Source organism: Shinella sp. OV683 (genome assembly GCF_057787725.1).
Genome location: NZ_CM173543.1, coordinates 4,106,779 through 4,127,944 on the forward strand (window position 1 = coordinate 4,106,779; position 21,166 = coordinate 4,127,944).

The 21,166-nt window shown below is 59.7% G+C and carries 20 protein-coding genes; 11 read left to right on the forward strand and 9 right to left on the reverse strand.

Annotated elements, in window-relative coordinates:
* Positions 1-2 precede the first annotated feature (2 nt).
* The 3 genes from ACXHRN_RS19935 (at position 3) to ACXHRN_RS19945 (ending at position 4,375) form a co-directional block, all read left to right on the forward strand.
* A complete protein-coding gene (locus ACXHRN_RS19935; RefSeq protein ID WP_488638039.1) occupies positions 3-653 on the forward strand; it encodes an RNA-binding protein in 651 nt (216 codons plus the stop codon).
* A 69-nt stretch (positions 654-722) separates the two neighbouring features.
* A complete protein-coding gene (gene infB, locus ACXHRN_RS19940; protein WP_488638040.1) occupies positions 723-3,452 on the forward strand; it encodes a translation initiation factor IF-2 in 2,730 nt (909 codons plus the stop codon).
* 251 nt (positions 3,453-3,703) lie between these two features.
* The gene (locus ACXHRN_RS19945; RefSeq protein WP_488638041.1) at positions 3,704-4,375 is read left to right on the forward strand and encodes a hypothetical protein; all 672 of its coding nucleotides are present in this window, start codon (positions 3,704-3,706) and stop codon (positions 4,373-4,375) included.
* Positions 4,376-4,378: 3 nt separating this feature from the next.
* Here the strand turns inward: ACXHRN_RS19945 and ACXHRN_RS19950 are convergent, their stop codons facing one another.
* From ACXHRN_RS19950 to ACXHRN_RS19960, 3 genes are read right to left on the reverse strand one after another with little or no spacing between them, the layout of a single operon-like run.
* Entirely contained in the window at positions 4,379-5,146 is a 768-nt protein-coding gene (locus tag ACXHRN_RS19950; RefSeq protein WP_488638042.1) for an ABC transporter ATP-binding protein, read from the reverse strand.
* Between the two features lie 3 nt (positions 5,147-5,149).
* Positions 5,150-5,992: an ABC transporter permease gene (locus ACXHRN_RS19955; RefSeq protein ID WP_488638043.1), complete on the reverse strand. Its 843-nt coding sequence runs from the start codon at positions 5,990-5,992 to the stop codon at positions 5,150-5,152.
* A gap of 11 nt (positions 5,993-6,003) precedes the next feature.
* A complete protein-coding gene (locus ACXHRN_RS19960) occupies positions 6,004-6,969 on the reverse strand; it encodes an aliphatic sulfonate ABC transporter substrate-binding protein (RefSeq protein ID WP_488638044.1) in 966 nt (321 codons plus the stop codon).
* 230 nt (positions 6,970-7,199) lie between these two features.
* On the opposite strand from ACXHRN_RS19960, the gene rbfA reads away from it, so the two are divergent.
* The 7 genes from rbfA (at position 7,200) to ACXHRN_RS19995 (ending at position 14,467) form a co-directional block, all read left to right on the forward strand.
* Positions 7,200-7,610 carry a 30S ribosome-binding factor RbfA gene (gene rbfA / locus ACXHRN_RS19965; RefSeq protein ID WP_488638045.1) on the forward strand — a complete coding sequence of 137 codons (411 nt, stop codon included), beginning with the start codon at positions 7,200-7,202 and terminating at the stop codon, positions 7,608-7,610.
* A 2-nt stretch (positions 7,611-7,612) separates the two neighbouring features.
* Positions 7,613-8,542 carry a tRNA pseudouridine(55) synthase TruB gene (gene truB, locus ACXHRN_RS19970; protein ID WP_488638046.1) on the forward strand — a complete coding sequence of 310 codons (930 nt, stop codon included), beginning with the start codon at positions 7,613-7,615 and terminating at the stop codon, positions 8,540-8,542.
* Between the two features lie 211 nt (positions 8,543-8,753).
* Positions 8,754-9,023 carry a 30S ribosomal protein S15 gene (gene rpsO, locus ACXHRN_RS19975; RefSeq protein ID WP_488638047.1) on the forward strand — a complete coding sequence of 90 codons (270 nt, stop codon included), beginning with the start codon at positions 8,754-8,756 and terminating at the stop codon, positions 9,021-9,023.
* Between the two features lie 260 nt (positions 9,024-9,283).
* Positions 9,284-11,419, forward strand: coding sequence for a polyribonucleotide nucleotidyltransferase (pnp, locus tag ACXHRN_RS19980; RefSeq protein ID WP_488638048.1), 2,136 nt, complete (start codon positions 9,284-9,286; stop codon positions 11,417-11,419).
* Between the two features lie 104 nt (positions 11,420-11,523).
* The gene (locus tag ACXHRN_RS19985) at positions 11,524-12,540 is read left to right on the forward strand and encodes a class I SAM-dependent methyltransferase (RefSeq protein ID WP_488638049.1); all 1,017 of its coding nucleotides are present in this window, start codon (positions 11,524-11,526) and stop codon (positions 12,538-12,540) included.
* A 334-nt stretch (positions 12,541-12,874) separates the two neighbouring features.
* Positions 12,875-13,903 carry a helix-turn-helix domain-containing protein gene (locus tag ACXHRN_RS19990; RefSeq protein ID WP_488638050.1) on the forward strand — a complete coding sequence of 343 codons (1,029 nt, stop codon included), beginning with the start codon at positions 12,875-12,877 and terminating at the stop codon, positions 13,901-13,903.
* Positions 13,904-14,185: 282 nt separating this feature from the next.
* Positions 14,186-14,467, forward strand: a complete 282-nt coding sequence (locus ACXHRN_RS19995; RefSeq protein WP_488638051.1) for a response regulator transcription factor — start codon at positions 14,186-14,188, stop codon at positions 14,465-14,467.
* A gap of 612 nt (positions 14,468-15,079) precedes the next feature.
* On the opposite strand, the gene fabI is transcribed toward ACXHRN_RS19995, so the two are convergent.
* From fabI to fabA, 3 genes are read right to left on the reverse strand one after another with little or no spacing between them, the layout of a single operon-like run.
* Entirely contained in the window at positions 15,080-15,886 is an 807-nt protein-coding gene (gene fabI / locus ACXHRN_RS20000) for an enoyl-ACP reductase FabI (RefSeq protein WP_488638052.1), read from the reverse strand.
* Between the two features lie 4 nt (positions 15,887-15,890).
* Positions 15,891-17,111: a beta-ketoacyl-ACP synthase I gene (gene fabB, locus ACXHRN_RS20005; protein ID WP_488638053.1), complete on the reverse strand. Its 1,221-nt coding sequence runs from the start codon at positions 17,109-17,111 to the stop codon at positions 15,891-15,893.
* Positions 17,112-17,158: 47 nt separating this feature from the next.
* Positions 17,159-17,674, reverse strand: coding sequence for a 3-hydroxyacyl-[acyl-carrier-protein] dehydratase FabA (gene fabA, locus ACXHRN_RS20010; protein ID WP_488638054.1), 516 nt, complete (start codon positions 17,672-17,674; stop codon positions 17,159-17,161).
* 222 nt (positions 17,675-17,896) lie between these two features.
* On the opposite strand from fabA, the gene irrA reads away from it, so the two are divergent.
* Complete coding sequence (gene irrA / locus ACXHRN_RS20015) at positions 17,897-18,316, forward strand: iron response transcriptional regulator IrrA (protein ID WP_488638055.1); 420 nt, start codon at positions 17,897-17,899, stop codon at positions 18,314-18,316.
* Between the two features lie 4 nt (positions 18,317-18,320).
* On the opposite strand, the gene ACXHRN_RS20020 is transcribed toward irrA, so the two are convergent.
* The 3 genes from ACXHRN_RS20020 to ACXHRN_RS20030 form a co-directional block, all read right to left on the reverse strand.
* Positions 18,321-18,953, reverse strand: coding sequence for a trimeric intracellular cation channel family protein (locus tag ACXHRN_RS20020; protein ID WP_488638056.1), 633 nt, complete (start codon positions 18,951-18,953; stop codon positions 18,321-18,323).
* 72 nt (positions 18,954-19,025) lie between these two features.
* On the reverse strand, positions 19,026-19,811 hold the full coding sequence (locus ACXHRN_RS20025; protein ID WP_488638057.1) for a YdcF family protein: 786 nt from the start codon (positions 19,809-19,811) through the stop codon (positions 19,026-19,028).
* 55 nt (positions 19,812-19,866) lie between these two features.
* Positions 19,867-21,057 (reverse strand): TMEM43 family protein, encoded by a 1,191-nt coding sequence (locus ACXHRN_RS20030; protein WP_488638058.1) that lies wholly within the window; start codon positions 21,055-21,057, stop codon positions 19,867-19,869.
* Positions 21,058-21,166: the final 109 nt, after the last annotated feature.

Below are 21,166 nucleotides of genomic sequence, written 5' to 3' on the forward strand. Positions count from 1 at the left end.
TCATGCAGTCCGAAGACGACACGGATCAGGACGAACTGATGAATGAGCGCATGTGCATCGTGACGCGCGAAACGCTGGCGGCGGACGAAATGATCCGTTTCGTCGCCGGCCCCGACGGTTCGGTGGTGCCGGACCTGAAGCGCGTGTTGCCGGGAAGAGGATGTTCGGTAAAGGCCGAACGCCAGCTTATTGAAAAAGCCGTGCAAAAGAACATATATGCACGAGCCCTTAAAAAAGACGTGAAGCCGGCGCCAGATCTTGGCGCTCAGGTTGATCGTCTGCTGGTCGTCAATATGACCGGGATGATGAACATGGCCCGCAAGGCCGGGCAATTCGTCTCAGGCAGCACCAAAGTCGACAGTGCGGTTCGCTCCGGCGGAGCGCTCGCAGTCTTCCATGCCACCGATGCGGCACCAGATGGCGTGCGCAAGGTGAGCCAGGCTCGCAAGGCCTGGGCCATGGCCATGGAAGAGCCGGAAGAGGTGCCCGCGTTCCAGCTGCTTTCCTACGAGGAAATGCAGGAACTGATGGGCGATAATGCATTTATCCACGCTGTAGCGCTTGCAGGGCAGGCCGGTGAGGGTGTAGTGAAGCGCGCGAAACTGCTTGAGAGCTATCGTGGCGGCAACGCAAATAAGGCATCAGGCAACTGATGCCGCGATTTTTTGAAGGCGAAGGGCGCCTGCTGATGATGTAGGAAGCTCTGGAAAAACGGGACCGGAATGACGGACAACAACGACGACAAGACACTGCATGTATCAGGCAAGAAGACGCTGACGCTTAAGCCGTCGGGCCTTGCACAGGGCACGGTGCGCCAGGATATGGGGCGCGGCCGCACGAAGGCTGTTGTCGTGGAGACCCGGAAGCGCCGCCCTTCAGGTCATGATGAAAAACCGATCACGGCTATCGTGACGCCGGTGGTTGCCAAGCCGCAGCAGCCGGTTCAGCAGCAGCCGCGTATCCATCAGCCGGAACCGCAACGCCGACCCGAGCAGCAGCCACGTCGCCCCGAGCCGCAGCAGCCACAGCGTCGTCCCGAGCCGCAGCGCCAATCGGCTGTGCTGAACGACCTTTCCGCTGGAGAAATGGAAGCTCGCCGCCGTGCACTTGCCGAAGCGCAGGTACGTGACGCAGCCGAAGCCAAGGCGCGCGCAGAAGAAGCTGTGCGCCGCGAAAAGGCAATGGCCGAAGAAGCTGTGCGCCGCGCCGCCGAAGAGGCTGAGCGCAAAGCACATGAAGCCATCCACGGCCCGGCCGTCGTCGTCGTCGAACCCGTTGTCGCTGAAGCAACGCCCGAACCCGTTGTTGAGCGCCCCGTTGCGGCACCGGCGGAACTTGTTCGCCGTGCTGATGCAGGTGCACCGCAGGCACGCCGTCCCGATGGCCGCCCTGCTCCCGCCGCACAGCCGGCAGCGCCGGGCAAGCCCGGCCTCGTGCCGCCAGGCCGCCGTCGCACCGAACAGGAAGAAGAAAGCGATCGTCGTGGCGGCCCTGCACGTGGCAAGGTCGGCGCCCGCGTCGAAGTCGCAAAGCCCGTGCGCAAGGTCGAGGACAACCGTCGTGCTCCTGCCAAGGTCGTCGTGACCGATGGCGACGATGACGGCAATCCCGGTCGCGGCCGGTCGCTTTCGGCCATGCGCCGCCGGCAGGAAAAATTCCGCCGCAGCCAGATGCAGGAAGTGCGCGAAAAGGTTCTGCGCGAAGTCGTTCTGCCCGAGACCATCTCGATCCAGGAACTTTCGCAGCGTATGTCCGAGCGTTCGGTCGACGTCATCAAGTTCCTGATGAAGGAAGGCCAGATGATGAAGGCGGGCGACATCATCGATGCCGACCTCGCTGAACTCATCGCCGTCGAATTCGGCCACACCGTCAAGCGCGTTTCGGAATCCGACGTCGAAATCGGCATCTTCAACCGCAATGACGAAGATGAGGAACTGCTGCCGCGTGCACCGGTCGTGACCATCATGGGCCACGTCGACCACGGCAAGACCTCGCTGCTCGACGCCATCCGCCATGCCAACGTGGTGTCCGGCGAAGCCGGTGGCATCACCCAGCACATCGGCGCCTACCAGGTCGAGCAGGACGGTCACAAGATCACCTTCATCGACACACCAGGCCACGCGGCGTTCACAGCCATGCGTGCCCGTGGTGCGCAGGTGACCGACATTGCCATCCTGGTGGTTGCCGCTGACGACAGCGTCATGCCGCAGACAATCGAATCGATCAACCACGCCAAAGCGGCCGGCGTGCCGATCATCGTGGCGATCAACAAGGTCGACAAGCCGTCTGCCAATCCGCAGAAGGTCCGCACCGAACTCTTGCAGCATGAGGTGTTCGTCGAATCGATGGGCGGTGAAGTCCTCGACGTCGAAGTCTCCGCAAAGACCGGCGTCGGCCTCGAAAAGCTGCTGGAAGCGATCAATCTGCAGGCCGAAATCCTCGACCTCAAGGCCAATCCGAACCGGACGGCCGAAGGCTCGGTCATTGAAGCCAAGCTCGACCGCGGTCGCGGTTCCGTCGCCACCGTTCTCGTCCAGAAGGGTACGCTTCGTCCCGGCCAGATCATCGTTGCCGGCGACCAGTGGGGCCGCGTGCGCGCCCTGGTCAATGATCGCGGCGAACACATCAAGGAAGCGGGTCCTGCGACTCCGGTCGAAATCCTCGGCCTGCAGGGCACTCCCCAGGCAGGCGACCGCTTTGCTGTTGCCGAGAATGAGAGCCGTGCTCGCGAAATCGCTGAATACCGTCAGCGCCTGACCCGCGAGAAGGCTGTTGCCCGTCATGCTGGCCAGCGCGGTTCGCTGGAACAGATGATGACGCAGCTGACTTCTGCCGGCGTCAAGGAATTCCCGCTGGTCATCAAGGGCGACGTGCAGGGCTCCATCGAAGCCATTGCCGGCGCGCTCGACAAGATCTCGACCGACGAAGTCCGGGCTCGCATCGTGCACTCGGGTGCCGGCGCGATCACCGAATCGGACATTTCGCTCGCCGAAGCGTCGAATGCCGCTATCATCGGCTTCAACGTGCGTGCCAATCCGCAGGCCCGTGAAGCCGCCGAGCGCGATGGCATCGAGATCCGCTACTACAACATTATCTATGACCTCACGGATGACGTGAAGGCAGCGATGTCGGGTCTGCTTCCGCCGGAGCGCCGCGAAACCTTCATCGGTTACGCATCGATCCAGGAAGTCTTCAACATCACCAAGGTCGGCAAGGTCGCCGGTTGCCGTGTCACCGACGGCAAGGTCGAACGCGGCGTCGGCGTTCGCCTGTTGCGCGACAACGTGGTCATCCACGAAGGCAAGCTCAAGACCCTCAAGCGCTTCAAGGACGAAGTCTCCGAAGTGCAGGTTGGCCAGGAATGCGGTATGGCGTTCGAGAACTATGAAGACATCCGCGCAGGCGATGTCATCGAATGCTTCCGCGTTGAGATGATCACGCGCACGCTTTGATGCGCAACGTACCATCCTAATCTCTGAAATGGCGGCTTCGGCCGCCATTTTTATTTGGGCTCCACTTGCATCGATCGATGCTTCTACGGTGAAGAACATGAATCGGGTGATTTAGACTTCAACAAGGTTTAGTCGGAGGCTATTGAATTTTTTGCATTTTTTCGTTCGAGGCGTAAGTTTCTAACAAGCCTGCACCTATAGAAACGGCAGTGTTTGAAACGCTCCATACTCTCCGACAGACGGATTGATAGATGCTCCGAATTGCAGTGCCACCTTCTCTCTCCGCGAAGACCAATCGCTATGAAGCAGTCAACCGGATCCTTTCCATTTCTTTTGAACGTGACCCCGAGGAACATGTCGATGTCGTCCTTTCGGCCAATCGCCGGTTCATGGCAACGTCGCGGCCGCGCTACACTTGGCTGATTCTCATCGGCGCCATCATGTCCGGCGCTGCCATCGGCTTCGTCATGGAGGTCTACCGGCGCTATGTGCTGCCCTTCGTGCTCGGAGTGGACAATGTGCCGACGCTGTCGATGGTGCTTTTCCAGTTCCTGCCATTCGTATTGCTGATTGGGGGTCTGATCCTCACCCGCGCACGCACGCTTGAGCGCCTCCGGCGTAAGGCCTTTGCAGGGCAGCTTGCGAGACGCCAGTTCATCGATACCGACATTTATCAGAACGGTATCGAGACGACGTCCGGCGACGTCACTGTCTGGATGCCCTGGCACACGGTCCGGGACGTCGTGGTTGCCAACAAACGCATCGAGATCCTCGGCGACGCCTTCGTCGCCTACCTCCCGGAGCGGGCCTTTCCCGACAAGGAGATCTTCCACAAGGCAGGAATCCGGCTGGCCGAACTCAAGCGCCAGAGCCGGATAATCGACGCGATCGAAGACCTGAACCCCGATCTGCTGGCAGCGTAAGGGTCAGGCGGCGGTCTGCTGGCAGGCGGTGGCCGGCTGGGGTGCGATGGAGCTTCCCAGCGAGGCGTGCAGCCTGCGCTTCAACACCTCGAATTCAGGTGACGCGGGATCGCGGTCGCGCTTGAGATCGATGGTGAATTCCTCAAGGATGCGTCCCGGCCACGGCTTCATGACGACGACACGGTCTGCAAGGATCAATGCCTCGTCGATGTCGTGGGTGACCATCAGCATGGTCGGCCGACTTTCCTGCCATAGCGCCAGCAGATGTTGCTGCAGGTCGCGACGGGTGAAGGCATCGAGCGCCGAGAAGGGCTCGTCGAGCAGGATGACTTCCGGATTGGTGACCAGAGCCCGGGCGATCGCCACGCGTTGCGCCTGTCCGCCGGAGAGTTCCTTGGGCCAGCGACCGCCCAGCCCTTCCAGTCCGACCTTCGCCAGCACCTCATCGACGCGCGCGACCTTGTCCCAGCGGTCTTGTGTATCAAGCCCGAAGCCGACATTGTCGCGCACCTTGAGCCAAGGAAACAGTCGCGGCTCCTGAAAGATCAGGTTGATGCGCGAATCCGGTCCCCTGACCAGATCGCCATCGATCAGGATCTCGCCTTCGCTCGGTCTGTCGAGACCACTGGTAAGCCGGAGCAGCGTGCTCTTGCCACACCCCGAAGCGCCAATCAGCACGACGATTTCACCGTCGCCGATATTCAGCGAGAAATTGTCGAGTGCGCGCGTGCCGTTGCCGAAATGCTTGCCGACGTGTTTGAGGTTCAGCATCGGTCAGGCTCCCGGCTGAAAGTTGTCCTGCCAACGCAGGAAGGGTGCTGATATGGCGACCAGCGCCGCATCGCTGAGCTTGCCGATAATGGCGAAGATCAGGATTGCGGCAAGAATCTGGTCGGGCTTGCCGAGTTGCTGGCCATCGACCAGCAGGTAACCCAGTCCCTCGGATGCGCCCATGAACTCGGCCGCGACGACAAACATCCAACCAAGGCCGAGGCCGCTGCGCAGCGCCACGACATAGCCTGGGATCATCGACGGCAGCAGGATGCGCCGCACGAGCTGGAAGCCGGAGAGATTGAAGATGCGACCGACTTCGACCAGTTTGCGATCAGCGGCGATAACGCCGGTGGAGACGCCGAGATAGACCGGGAAGAATACGCCGACGGCAATCAAGGTCACTTTCGACGCCTCGAAGATGCCAAGCCACAGGATGAACAGCGGCACCCATGCGATTGAGGGGATGGAGCGCAGTGCCTGGATAGACGGGTCAAGCAGGTCACGCAGCGGCCGGAAGTAACCGGTCAGCGCACCTAGAACTGTACCGGCAGCGGCGCCGAACAGAAAGCCGGCAAACACCCGGATCGAAGTCGCTGATATATGCGTGGTGAGGTCGCCCGACTTGGCAAGCGACCACACCGATTTGAGCACGGCCGAGGGCGGCGGCATCAATTCGCCCGATGCGATGCCGAGGCGGACCGCCAGTTCCCACAGTGCGATGAGAATCACCGGGACGATCAGAGATCGCGGTATCCACGAGAGCGCGGCGTTGGTTCCACCGCGCCTCACGCTTGCTACGCGCGCACCCTGTTCAGCTTTTGACGGCGTATCCGCGACGGCCATCGACGATAACCTTACTGCCCGAGGTCCTGCGAGAAGGACGGGTCAACCAATTGATCGACAGTTCCCTTCACATCCGTCTCCGGCGGAAACACGCCGGCCTTCTGCAATGCAAGGCCTGCCGCAAGGATGGTCGCCTTCTGCTCATCGCCGATCTTGGAATAGGAGAGATCGGTGCGCTCAAGCTGCTTGGCGATTACCGGCGCCGGCAGCTTGGCCACCTCTTCCAAGGCGGTCTGAAGGGCTGCTGGATCCTTGAGCGCCTCGGCGCGAGCCTTTTCATAGGTCGCCAGGACACGGCGGATGATATCGGGATGGGCGGCGGCGAAATCCTCGCGGGTGTTGAGGATGCCCCAGCTGTTGTTCTCAGGTTTGCGGTAGAAGAGTTTGGCGCCGGATTCGACTTCGGCGGACGCCATCAGCGGATCAAGGCCTGCCCATGCATCGACATCGCCGCGCAACAGCGCCAGCTTGCCATCGGCGTGCTGCAGGAGGACCAGCGTCACGTCCTTCTCCGTCAGGCCGGCATCGGCGAGCGCGCGGACAAGGAAAATGTGCGGGTCGGTACCACGGGTCACCGCGACGGTCTTGCCCTTGAGATCGGCGACCTTGGTGATGCCGGTGTCGGCGCGTGTCACAAGTGCCGTCCATTCCGGCCGCGAATAGGTGTAGATCGATTTGATGGGATTGCCGTTGACGCGGCCGATGAGAGCAGCGGCACCGGCGGTCGAACCGAAATCGATCGAGTTGGACTTGAGATACTCCAGCGCCTTGTTGGAACCGGCCGACTGCACCCAGCGGATCGAAATGCCGTCCTTGGCGAATTCCTTCTCCAGCAGGCCCTGCTTCTTGAGCAGCAGGCTGACGGGATTATAGGTGGCGAAATCGATGCGGATCTCGGAGAGATCAGCGGCAAAGGCCGGCACGGCGAGTGTCAGCGCAGCGGCAAGGCCGAGAAATGTGCGGCGAAACAGGGTCATCACTATATCTCCTCAGTATCGGGGTGGCCCCGTGTTTGAAATCGACAGCATCCTAGCAGCGAACAAAGGCAGGTAAACAACAATTATCATATTGTATATGGATATAATAGATTTTAATTTCGGACGGCTCGGCTTCTTCCGCCGTTTTCCGCTCCGGACTTGACCTTTGGCCGCAAAAGGTTCATTGGACCGCGCTTGATTGTCGGCCGTTTCGGCCCATTGGAAACACCATGTCTAAACCAACAAATTCCGCTCCGTCGCAGCGCATGCTGCGGGTGGGCGAGCAAGTCCGTTCCGCAGTCACACAGGTGCTGCAGCGCCGCGAGATCAACGATCCCGTGCTCGAGAGCGCTGTCGTATCGATTTCGGAAGTGCGCATGTCGACGGATCTCAAGGTGGCCACCGCCTATGTCACCCCGCTCGGTGCGACAAACCACGACGAGATCGTCAAGGCGCTTAACCGCCACACGAAATTCATCCGCGGCAGGATCGGCGGCGCGCTGCGCCAGATGAAGTACATGCCGGAAGTGCGTTTCAAGGACGACACCAGCTTCGAGAATTTCCGCAAGATCGACGAATTGCTGAAATCGCCGGAAGTCCAGCGCGACCTCGTGCGCGACGAACAGGAAGACCAAGACTGAGCATGTCGAAGCCCAGAAAACCCAAAGGCCGGCCGATTTCAGGCTGGCTCATTCTCGACAAGCCGGTGGATTTCGGCTCGACGGAAGCCGTCTCCAAGATCAAGTGGCTGTTCAAGGCGCAGAAGGCAGGACATGCCGGCACGCTCGATCCGCTGGCCTCCGGCATGCTGCCGATCGCACTTGGCGATGCCACCAAGACCGTGCCCTACGTCATGGACGGCCGCAAGATCTATGAATTCACCGTCGCCTGGGGCGAAGAACGGTCGACCGACGACCTCGAGGGCGAAGTCACCCAGTCCACCGAGAATCGTCCCACCGAACAAGCGATCCGGAACTTGCTTCCGAACTATACCGGGGTGATCGAGCAGATCCCGCCGCAGTTCTCGGCGATCAAGATCGCTGGCGAGCGCGCCTATGACATGGCGCGCGCCGGCGAGACCGTCGAGATCCCTGCCCGTGAAGTGGAAATCCATAGCCTGATGCTGCTCAAGACCGAGCCCGATCGCGCCTGGTTTGCGGTGGAATGCGGCAAGGGAACCTATGTCCGGTCGCTGGCCCGCGATTTCGGCCGCGAACTCGGCTGCTACGGCCATATCTCTGAGCTGCGCCGCTCCTTCGTTGCGCCGTTCGACGAAGACAAGATGGTGCCGCTTTCTGACCTGGTGGCCTTGGAAGCTATCGAGGATATGGATGAACGGCTCGCTGCGCTCGACGCATTCCTGATCGGCACGTCGGAAGCGCTGTCGGCACTGCCGCATCTCGCCATCAGCGACGACCAGGCCCAGCGCCTGCGTTCGGGCAACCCGATCATCCTGCGCGGCCGCGATGCCCCGCTGCCTGCGCCGGAAGCCTATGCGACCGCCAAGGGCGAGTTGATCGCCATCGGCGCGATCGAGGAAGGCGAATTCCGGCCGAGACGGGTGTTTGGTTGAGGCGCGAGGCGCCGGGCCGATGGATATCGGTCTGGCATTACACACCGTGAAAGCCTGCACTTTGGTTAAATCCCCCCGCCCCTTCCCTTTTGTCTAAAATTCGTCTATAGGCCGCGCCAGCACACGATTACTCGTTGCTTTCACTGGCCAGAGCTGGACGACATCCCGGCTTTGGGCGTCTTAAAAATCCAAAATTCGAAAGGATTGCTCGATGTCGCTGACTACAGAGCGTAAAGCTGAACTCATCGCCCAATTCGCAACCGTTTCCGGTGACACTGGTTCTCCGGAAGTGCAGGTCGCGATTTTGACCGAGCGGATCAACACCCTGACCGATCACTTCAAGGCCCACAAAAAGGACAACCATTCCCGCCGTGGCCTTCTCAAGATGGTTTCGAGCCGTCGTTCGCTTCTTGATTATCTCAAGAAGAAGGACGAAAGCCGTTACACCAAGTTGATCGGTGCTCTTGGCATTCGCCGCTAAAAACTCTTCGGCGGAAGGGCCTCGGGCCTTTCCGCCGTTTTCATTTCTCCGGCATCTCGCCGGAAACCTGAGAGCCGGATAGGCCGGCATTTTCAGGAACTGCCACCCGCTCATCATGGGGCAGGATTGCAGAATGTTTCCCGGCAGGCTTTGGCCGGACCGTCAATGAAACATCCCGCTGTCTTGCCCGTGATGTGCCCAAATGAAAGCGGATGTGGATCGCCTTGCGATCGCATATTCGCGCACACAAAGGACAAAACATGTTTGAAACCCACAAGGTCGAAATCGAATGGGCCGGCCGCCCGCTCATCCTGGAAACGGGCAAGATCGCCCGCCAGGCTGACGGCGCCGTGCTCGCCACCTATGGCGAAACCGTCGTGCTCGCCACTGTCGTCTCCGCCAAGGAGCCGAAGGCCGGCCAGGATTTCTTCCCGCTGACCGTCAACTACCAGGAAAAGACCTATGCCGCCGGCAAGATCCCGGGCGGCTACTTCAAGCGCGAAGGCCGTCCGTCGGAAAAGGAAACGCTGGTTTCCCGCCTGATCGACCGCCCGATCCGCCCGCTGTTCCCGGACGGCTACAAGAACGACACCCAGGTCGTCGTCACCGTCATGCAGCATGACCTCGAGAACGATCCGGACGTGCTGTCGATGGTAGCCGCTTCCGCAGCTCTGACCCTTTCCGGTGTTCCGTTCATGGGCCCGATCGGTGGCGCGCGCGTCGGCTACATCAACGGCGAATACGTGCTCAACCCGCATCACGACGAGATGGACGAAAGCGTCCTCGACCTCGTCGTCGCCGGCACATCCGAAGCCGTTCTGATGGTCGAATCCGAAGCCAAGGAACTGAACGAAGAAGTCATGCTCGGCGCCGTCATGTTCGGCCATCGTGGTTTCCAGCCGGTGATCGACGCGATCATCAAGCTTGCCGAAGCTGCCGCCAAGGAGCCGCGTGACTTCACTGCTCCGGACCATTCGGCTCTCGAAGCTGAAATGCTGAAGATCTCCGAGACCGAGTTGCGCGCCGCCTACAAGAACACCGAAAAGGCTGTTCGCTACGCTGCTGTCGATGCCGTCAAGGCCAAGGTCAAGGCGCATTTCGTCGATGCCGAAGGTGTCAGCACCTATCCGTCCGACGTTATCGGCTCCGTATTCAAGGAACTGCAGGCCAAGATCGTTCGCTGGAACATCCTCGACACCAAGAGCCGCATCGACGGTCGCGATCTGGAAACGGTTCGCCCGATTGTTTCCGAAGTCGGCATCCTGCCGCGTACCCATGGTTCGGCGCTGTTCACGCGCGGCGAGACCCAGGCGATCGTGGTTGCTACGCTCGGCACCGGCGACGACGAACAGTATGTCGATTCCCTGACCGGCATGTACAAAGAAAAGTTCATGCTGCATTACAACTTCCCTCCCTACTCGGTTGGCGAAACCGGACGCATGGGTTCCCCGGGTCGTCGTGAAATCGGCCATGGCAAGCTCGCATGGCGCGCTGTGCACCCGATGCTGCCGACCGCTGAAGCCTTCCCTTACACGCTGCGTGTCGTCTCCGAGATCACCGAGTCCAACGGCTCGTCCTCGATGGCAACCGTCTGCGGCACCTCGCTCGCTCTGATGGATGCCGGCGTTCCGCTTGCCAAGCCGGTTGCTGGCATTGCCATGGGCCTGATCAAGGAAGATGCACGCTTTGCCGTTCTTTCTGACATCCTCGGCGACGAAGATCATCTCGGCGACATGGACTTCAAGGTGGCCGGTACCGATGGCGGCATCACTGCGCTGCAGATGGACATCAAGATCGAAGGCATCACCGAAGAGATCATGAAGGTGGCGCTGAGCCAGGCCAAGGACGGCCGCCTGCACATTCTCGGCGAGATGGCCAAGGCGCTCTCCGAGAGCCGTGGCCAGCTCGGCGAATTTGCCCCGCGCATCGAAACCATGCAGATCCCGGTCGACAAGATCCGTGAAGTCATCGGTTCGGGCGGCAAGGTGATCCGTGAGATCGTCGAAAAGACCGGCGCCAAGATCAACATCGAAGACGACGGCACGATCAAGATCGCCTCGGCCTCGGGCAAGGAAATCGAAGCGGCCCGCAAGTGGATCCATTCGATCGTCGCCGAGCCGGAAATCGGCCAGATCTATGAAGGCACGGTCGTCAAGATCGCCGATTTCGGCGCTTTCGTGAACTTCTTCGGCCCGCGCGATGGCCTTGTGCACATCTCGCAGCTGGCTTCCGAGCGCGTCGCCAAGACCGGTGATGTTGTCAAGGAAGGCCAGAAGGTCTGGGTCAAGCTGCTCGGCTTCGACGAGCGCGGCAAGGTTCGCCTGTCGATGAAGATCATCGACCAGGCCACCGGCAAGGAAATTGCCCAGGACAAGAAGAACGACGACGGCGAATAAGCCTTCTCGCTCCATCAATATGAGGCGCGGGAGAAAATCCCGCGCCTTTTTTCATTCCTTCAAATCTTCTATTTGATCGAAGTTCCGTTAGAAAAGACCGCACCATGACCCGCGACGCCGTAAAGACCCTTTTTCATCCCTTCGTGACGATGGAGCTCACCCCGCCCCCCAAGGACGAGCGCGTGCTCTTTCTCGGCGCCGAGGCAGGCTATGATCTGCCGGAGGGTTTCGAGGGCGCGATCACGGCAGTGCAGGCGTTCCGTCCGCTCTATAACGGCCTGGTCCGTCGCGGCATCGAGGCCCAGCCTTTCGTCGAGGGCGATGACTACGACATGGCGCTGATCATGCTCACGCGTCACCGCGGCCAGAACGAGAATTTCATTGCCGATGCGATCAAGCGCACCAAGGTCGGCGCGCGGATCCTGATCGCCGGCTCCAAGGAAGACGGCATTCAGTCGCTGCGCAAGCGGGTCGGCGCGCTCGGTCTCGAGACCGAGCACCTCGCCAAGTATCATGCGCAGGTCTTCTGGTTCACCCATCCGTCGGACGCCGGCGATGCTATCAAGGCGTTGAGCAATCCGGCCGAATCCGTGGCCGGCAAGTTCCTGACCAATCCAGGCATGTTCTCACATGGCGAAGCCGATGCCGGCTCGGTGTTTCTGGCGCGCTACCTTCCCAAGGGTTTCAAGAAGCTGGCGGCCGATTTCGGTGCCGGCTGGGGCTTCCTGACAGCCGAACTCCATGCTGCGTCTCCCGAGATCGAGGGTATCGACCTCTATGAAGCCGACCACGCCTCGATGGAGGCCGCCCGCGCCAATATCAACCGCCTGGCGCCAAAACTCAGCGCCCGGTATTTCTGGCAGGATCTGGCACGAGAAGAGGTCAAGAACAAGTATGATCTCATCGTCATGAACCCGCCCTTTCACGAGGGCCACGCCGCTGAACCGCAGCTTGGCCAGGCAATGATCAAGACCGCCTCCAACGCGCTTAAGTCAGGTGGAGAGCTGCTGCTGGTCGCCAATCGCGGCCTGCCCTACGAACCATTCCTGAAAGAACACTTCAAGACCAGCGGCGAAGTTGCCCGCAACGCACGTTATAAAGTGCTGTCGGGCAAGAAGTAATCGGCGGCGAGAAGTTATCCTGGCGATGCGACGCCACTTTGCGTCGCGGGGAATATGGCAGCAGTGAAACAGGCCGTTCAGTTCCGCAAGGCTGGCGTGAAGATTCTGCATAGAGGCATGATTTCTGCCGCAGAAGTTGTACGGTTCGTTCCAGAAAACCTGATTTCGATCTTTAAGATCGCCAAGTCTTTTCACAGGAAAAATGAATTTTTCTCTATTAATTCAGTATATTACCATGTATTTTAAGCTTAAAAAATCTTAGACTTGTTACAAGCAAGACATTTCAGAAAATCCGTGTTAACATTCCATGCCATAATCTTACCCTTGGCCGCCAATGCCCGTCCGACGAGAAACCGAAGTTGACCGCTATACCGCGCCTTCCGGACTGGCATCCGCGATAGGTGAGTGTGCGGCTGGCTACGGTATCGACATAGTGCCGATCTGTCGGGCGCTGGATATTGACCCCACCACCTTCAGCGACCTGACCGGCCGCATCGCGCTTGAGCGGCTGTGCCGGCTGCTTGAGACCTGCGCGCTGATAGCCAACGATGATACGTTCGGCCTGAAGAGTTGCGACTACTTCAAATCTGGATCGACGGGTCCTTATGGATATGGGCTGATGACGGCGCCCACAGCATTCGACTTCTTCCAGTTCTTCGGCGAACACCAGCAATATGTGTCCGCCAAAAGCTACAGCAAGTTCACCATCAACGAGAACGGCATTGAGGTGTTCTTCTCCTACTCTCCACTGATTGTTAAGCGTAATCAGTACATTGATATGGGCGCGGGCTTGCTCATGAAAACCCTTCGCGTCATTCTCGGCAGCCAGATCGACCTTGTCGACATTGGCCTGGAGCGGCCCAAGCCGAAGAATCCCACGCTTTATCGCGAGAAGATCTCGCGCAAGATCAGCTTCGACCGCAACGTCAACAGCGTTCGCTTGCCGCCCGAACTCTACTCGGTGCGCAATCCGCGCGGCGATGCTCGGCTGTTCCGGCTCATGGACCTGCAATGCCGGTCGCTGCGCTCGGAACTGCCCCAGGACCGCAATTTCTCCGACGATCTGAAGGAGTACCTGCTGCTTCACGTCGCCGCCAACAATGTCAATCTAACCGAAGCTGCTGAATACTTTAGGGTTTCCGAACGCACCCTGCAGCGAAGGCTGGCGGACGCAGGCACGAGCCTCAACGATCTGCGCGACGAAGTGCGCCGTGATCTCGCCGACAAGCTATTGAGCGAAACCGACCTGAGTGCCGGAGAAATTGCCCAACGCCTGGGATATTCTGCCTCCAGCGCCTTTACGCGCTCCACTGTCCGGTGGTTCGGAAAGACACCGCGGGATTATCGCAAGACAGCGGTCTAACGATCAAATTTGCGTCAGAATGGCTGACGGACGCACCCGCTTGTCCAGTCAAATTCACATTTGACGCCAAAACTTTTAGCATCTGTTCAAAATAATGGCGCCCCCGGTGAATGCGCTGCAACATCTTTCAATCTATTACAGCGTCAATCCGCAATGAGACTGGTTATTGTAAACCGCTTCGAGAGGACTTTCTCCGAAGCGGCGATATCTGACGGAAGCCCGTAAACGTTTCATACCGGAATAATGAAGTGCATTTCAAATATATCCGCAGTCCAAGGAGGAATGGCGCTGTACGCAACACGAAACGGTATGACGATGAACCAGAATGGCCTGAAGCTGAGTTCCACCGACGATGAAATTGAACTCACAAGTATGGAAATTGATTGCCTGAAGCTCGCCGCAAATGGCCACCGGTCGACCCATATCGGCCAGGAATTGAGCGTCAGCGAGAAAGAAATCGAAATTCTCCTCTACTGCGCCGAGCGCAAGCTTGGTGCGCGCAACAGGCTGCATGCGATCGGCATCGCAGTCTCGCAAGGCCTGATCGGGATCGAAGGTAAATAGTCCTTCCCGGTTAGGTGCTGCAAGTGTTTACGGGGTTCGATGCGTCTTCTCCCTCCCGACGCAGAAAATTCCGGATGTCCGTGGGCGGCGGATTGCTTGCAGCACCCATTTTATCTCCGGTGGTTCCGTGGCTTTCGAGCAGGCGGAAACTCCAAACCGGAAATGCTTTATCGGGGTCGCACATGATGTGCTGACCTCGATAGGGTGCTGCAGATCGAAGCCAGGAATTGTTTTTGCGCCACTCCCTCCCGGCGCGTGTATCCGATGGCATCCGAGGCGACGGACGATTTGCAGCACCCGGTACTTTTCTCACCACAGCGCGACGACGTGCGGCGGTCACCTCCGACCTCCGCCTGTCGCCAGTTGGAACGCACACTTGCCCGCATCCATTGGGCAAGCGCACTTGGCCGGGAACGTTAGGAGCCGCTTGGTTCCTTGCAGGGCCGTTTCCGGCCAGGTGCCGCAGGTGCCTTCTAAAGGAATTCTATGCGCCGCCTTCCGGCGCTGGGGCAATACAAGAAGGCGGCGGACCACTTGCGGCACCACCATTAAAAAACCCGGCGACGGTAACGTCTGCCGGGTTTTTCTATCTTCAAATGTCGGTCGAAAACCTTAGTCGGCGTCACCCTTGCCGAGCGATTCCAGCGTCGGCATCGAGGTGATGTTGTAGCCCGAATCCACGTAATGGATCTCGCCGGTCACGCCGGCCGACATGCCGGACAGCAGGTAAAGGGCGGAATTGCCGACATCGTCGATCGTCACCGTGCGACGCAGCGGCGAGTTTTTCTGCTGCCAATTGAGCATGGCGCGGGCATCCGAAATACCGGCGCCGGCCAAGGTACGGATCGGGCCTGCCGAGATAGCGTTGACGCGAATTCCGCGCGGGCCGTAATCGCCGGCGAGATAGCGCACCGAAGCCTCGAGCGCCGCCTTGGCGACACCCATGACATTGTAGTTCGGCATCAGGCGAACGGCACCACCATAGGTGAGCGTCAGCATCGAGCCGCCCTCGCCCATCAGGTTGGCCGCGCGCTTGGCAACTTCGGTAAACGAGAAGCAGGAGATCACCATGGTACGCGTGAAGTTGTCGCGCGTGGTGTCTGCATAGAGACCCTTGAGCTCGTTCTTGTCGGAAAAACCGATGGCATGGACGACGAAATCCAAGCCACCCCAACGCGCCTCAAGCGACGAGAAAACGTTATCGACCGACTGGAGATTCTCGACGTCGCATTCGAGGAGGAAATCCGAGTTGGCCTCGGCCGCCAGCGGCCGCACCCGCTTTTCCAGAGCATCGCCCTGATAGGTGAAGGCAAGTTCGGCACCCTGGGCGGCAAGCGTCTTGGCAATGCCCCAGGCGATAGAGTGGTTGTTGGCGACCCCCATGATCAGGCCGCGTTTTCCCTGCATGATGCCCGTCATTGCGTTACCCATTAAGGCGCTCGAACACGAGCGTGGCGTTGGTGCCGCCGAAGCCGAAGGAATTCGAAAGCGCGGTGTCGATCTTGGCATTGTCGACGCGCTTGCGAACGATCGGCACGCCCTCGAATTCCGGATCGAGCGTTTCAATGTGGGCGCTTTCGCCGATGAACTTGTTCTGCATCATCAGGATCGAGTAGATGGCTTCCTGAACGCCGGCCGCGCCCAGCGAATGGCCGGTCAGCGACTTGGTCGACTGGATATGCGGCATCTCAGCGCCGAACACTTCGCGGATCGCGCCGATTTCCTTGGAGTCGCCCACCGGTGTCGATGTGCCATGGGTGTTGACGTAGTCGACCTTGGTCTTGACGGTCGACAGTGCCTGACGCATGCAGCGGATGGCGCCTTCGCCGGACGGAGCCACCATGTCGTAGCCGTCGGAGGTCGCGCCATAGCCGGTCAGTTCACAATAGATCTTGGCACCACGCGCCTTGGCGTGTTCCAATTCTTCGAGAATGACGACGCCCGCGCCGCCGGCGATGACGAAGCCGTCGCGGCTGACATCATAGGCGCGCGAAGCGGTCGATGGCGTATCGTTGTACTTCGAGGACATGGCGCCCATGGCGTCGAAGAGGTTCGACATCGTCCAGTCGAGGTCCTCATGGCCGCCGGCGAACATCATATCCTGCTTGCCCCACTGGATCATTTCGGCTGCGTTGCCGATGCAATGGGCCGAAGTCGAGCAGGCCGACGAGATGGAATAGTTGACGCCGTGGATCTTGAACCAGGTGGCAAGGGTCGCCGATGCCGTCGAAGACATCGCCTTCGGTACAGCGAACGGGCCGATCCGCTTTGGGCTGCTGTTCTGCCGGGTAAGGTCGGCGGCCTCGACGATCTGCCGGGTGGACGGTCCGCCGGAGCCCATGATGATACCGGTACGTTCGTTGGAGATATCGCTCTCCTCGACGCCGGAATCGGCAATCGCCTGCAGCATGGCAATGTGGTTCCACTGGCCGCCCTGTGACAGGAACCGCGTGGCGCGGCGATCGACCATGCCCGTCACGTCGAGCTTGGGCGAACCCCAGACCTGGCACTTGAAGCCATGCTCTGCGAAATCCTCGGAACGCGAGATGCCGGATTTGGCGTTGCGCAGGGATTCGGTGACCTCGGCGGCATCATTGCCGATGGAAGACACGATCCCCAGACCGGTGACGACGACACGTCTCATGATATCAGACCTTCAATGGTTAGAATTTGGGCCGAGGCTGTTGTGCCTCAGGCCGCCTTTTCCTGGAACAGTCCGACCTTGAGGTCGGTTGCCTTGTAGATGACTTCGCCGTCGGCCTTCATCCAGCCGTCGGCAATACCGAGCACGAGACGGCCGCGCATGACGCGCTTGAAATCGATGCCGTATTCGACGAGCTTGGTCTTGGGCGTCACCATGCCGGTGAACTTGACTTCGCCGGTGGAGATGGCGCGGCCCTTGCCGGGCTCGTTCAGCCAGCCCAGATAGAAGCCAGTCAGCTGCCACATGGCATCGAGGCCGAGGCAGCCGGGCATGACGGGATCGCCTTCGAAATGGCACGCGAAGAACCAGAGATCAGGGGTGATGTCGAATTCGGCGCGGATCAGACCCTTGTCATTGGGGCCTCCGGTTTCGGAGATTTCGGTGATCCGGTTGAACATCAGCATCGGCGGCAATGGTAGCTGCGCATTGCCCGGTCCAAACATTTTCCCATGAGAACAGGTTAGAATCTCATCATAGGAGTAGCTTGATTGTTGAACGGCCATAAAAGGCTATCCCCCCTTTTCTTGAAATTTTTTATCGCTCCGGCGGCCATGCCGAGGCATCTCAGTGCCGCCAATATAGGATGCGTCTGCAAAAAGCCAACTCAAATCGGTGTTTTCAAGCGCCTGCAATCGCGCGAAAGGCGAAAATCTGTTGAAAGCGCTGGCGGCAGCCTATATATCGTTGACCAAAATACTCCTATTTTATGGACGTGGAGCTCAGCATTGACGGCTGGTGAACATTCGACAAAGACCGAGGCAAGATTGCGGCACGCAGGATTGCGGCCGACGCGCCAGCGCATGGCGCTTGCGAGCCTGCTCTATGCCAAGGGTGATCGCCACCTGACCGTGGAAGAGCTGCACGAAGAAGCGGCGGATGCCGGCATCGATGTGTCGCTTGCCACCGTCTACAACACGTTGCACCAGTTCACTGAAGCCCGGATGATCCGCGTGCTTGCCGTCGAAGGCAACCGCACCTATTTCGACACCAACGTGTCCGACCATCACCACTTCTTCATCGAAGGCCGCAACGAGGTCCTCGATATTCCGCTTTCGAACATCACCATCGAGAACCTGCCGGAACCGCCCAAAGGAATGGAAATCTCCCATGTCGACGTGGTGATCCGGCTGCGCGAAAAGCGCTGAAACGTCAACGAATATCCTTGGGATCCCTCCCCGGCCTGCCCTTGTAGACCGGGAATGTCCAGCCATAGCGCAACGCGCCGCCGCGGATGATGAATGCCGTCAACATAGCGAGCGCAAAGCAGACCGGCTGGCTCAGCCCGAGCGAGTCCGCCGCCGTGTAGACTGCCGCACCGGCCAGCGCCGCCGAGACATAGATTTCCGGACGCAGCAGCACGGAAGGCTCTCCTGCCACGATATCGCGCAGGATGCCGCCGAAAGTTGCTGTCAGCACGCCGGTGACGATGGCAACTACGGGCGAACCCGTCGCCGTCAACCCCTTGAATGCCCCGAGTGCGGCGTAAGCCGACATCCCTATCGCATCGAGCCACAGCAGCAGCCTGTATCGCGACTCGAAACGGTGCGCCGTGAAGAAGACGACGACGCCGGCGATGACGCAGAGGACAATGTAGTTGGTGTTCTTCACCCAGAAGACCGGCTGGTCCAAGAGTACGTCGCGCAGGGTGCCGCCGCCTATGCCTGTTATCGCGCCAAGAAATATGAAGCCAATCAGGTCAAGTTGCTTGCGGCTTGCCGACAGCGCACCCGTACAGGCAAAGAAAAAAATGGCCAGGTAGTCAAGATACTCGCGAATCGTCATGGCATTCCCCCTTCCGTCAGGCAACGCCGCATCGGCAGGCTTGTCAATCGCATGCCAGTCGGAAACGTTCCGCTACGGCACCAGCCGGGACGTCTTGCCTGTCAGATATGAATTGAGCAGTGCCAGCCATTCGCGCGCGGCGGTCGAGATCAGCTGGCTGTTGAGCGTCGGTTGGGTAAAATCGAGGCCGAGCTTGATCTTGCCGCTCGATCTGTAATCGGCAGGCCACGGGCTCGTCGTCACGCCCGCCGCGTCGAACAGAGCCCTGGCGCGAGGCATATGATAGGCCGAGGTGATCAACAGGCAATCCGCCAAGCCGTTCTTTTCGAGTAGCGCCTTGGTCTCGGAGACATTTTCCGCCGTGTTGCGCGATGCCGTCTCGCGGATGACGCGGTTGGGATCGACGCCCATTGCCGAGAAGAAATCGCCGGCAAGCTCGGCATCGCCCTTGTAGTCGCCCGAGAACGAGCCATCGCCGCCTGAGACAAGGATCTTGGCGTCCGGATAGAGCCGGGCGAGCCGCGCTGCCTCAATGAAGCGATCGGCGGACTGGTTCATCTCCATGCCACCGCGGCCGGCCGTCACTTCGAGATCGAAGGCGCCGCCGAGGACGACCATGCAAGTGAGCCTTTCCGGCATTGCCGGGCGGGTGTGTCGGTCCTCCAGCACCTGCAGCGCCCAGGCACCGGTTGACGTGAACAACGTCACAAACAGGAGCAATGTAGCCAGCAAGGACATTGCCGCCGCAAGCTTTCGCCGCCCGATGAACCGTACGAACGCTGCGACGATGAGGAGGAAAAATACCAGCGACAATGGCTGGAGTACCAACCAGATCAGCTTACCCGCAAAGAATGTCAAATGCGCCTCTCGCTCAATCGAAAAGGCCGGATGGGGTCATCCGGCCTTCCAGTTTCTAACCTGCTCGGCCGAGTGTCGGCTGCGTCGGCGCGGCTGCCGACAGCGACTTGCGCCGGAGGTAGATGAAAGCCACTGCCAGCAAGACGCCCACCCCAATGATCGAGATCGCCAGCAAAGGCCTGTAGGCGAACCAGCCGATGGCGATAACGACCGGGCCGACGATGACAGTAAAGATCAGCGCCAGAACCGTCGTGCCGAATCCAACGATCGAGCCGATGAAAGGGATGACGTCGCCCAGCACGGGAAGGATCATCGTCATCAGCTTGAAGCCGATGAACAGGCCAAGCAGGCCGCCGGCACGGATCAGCCAGGTGATGATGGTGTTTTCCAGCTGTGCCTGCTTGAACATCGCATCCGCGTCCTGCTTGCCGGCAGCGCCAAGGAAGACTTCCCGACCGTTGCTGGTCGTGAAGGCGACAATCATATCGCCCTTCTGGGCGCCGACGAAGCTTGCTTCGGCAAGGTCGGTACGTTCGAAGCGGATCTTCATGTCGCCGATCTGTGGCGAGGTCGCGGAAGAGCCGAGATAGATGTCGCCCTGGTTGAGCTTGACCGGCTTGCCGGTGGCAATGTTGCCGGAAATGCGCGAGACATCGGCATCGCTCAGGCGGATCTGCTTTTCATCGCCGAGATTGGCAACGCGGTTGCCCGGCAGGGTGAAGGCGCCAACAGTGGCTGAATCAACGACGTATCGCGAGGCGTCGACAACGAAGCCGGGATTTTCGTGACCGCCCGGTACCTTGAAATCAGACGAATCGACCTGGCGGGAACTCCACTCCTTGGAATAGGAGTAGGTCGTGGTTGTTTCTTCGCTGCCGCCGAGATTCTTCTCGGTCTTGCTCTCGGATTTTTCCACCCACTGGTACATCTCGACGTCGCGGCTGATCGCCAGCGCGCCATCGGCCTGGATGCCGAACTGGTCGTCGGCGATCGTGCCCTGCGCCTTCACAGGCCCGGTGATGTGAATTTCCTTGCCTTCATTGGCCGGATCGACCTTGGCGCTGTCGACAGAGACGACGAGCCCGGCACCTTCGACCAGCGCCCGGTATGTCTGGATCGCCCGGCCCTCATTCCAGAACAGGAAATAGATGGCAGCCAGGATCAGGACGATCCCGATCAGGATACCGACCAGCGCGTTCTTGATGCGCGTGAACCAGGATGTCGTTGTCGTTTCTGTGTAGCTCATGTCCCTCTCCCCAAGCGTGCCCTGTTTGCAGCCGAAATAGCACAAAGCCGGTCTTATTGTTCTTACAAAACGTGGATGAACTATTGGTTATTCGGCGCTGCAGCAGAGA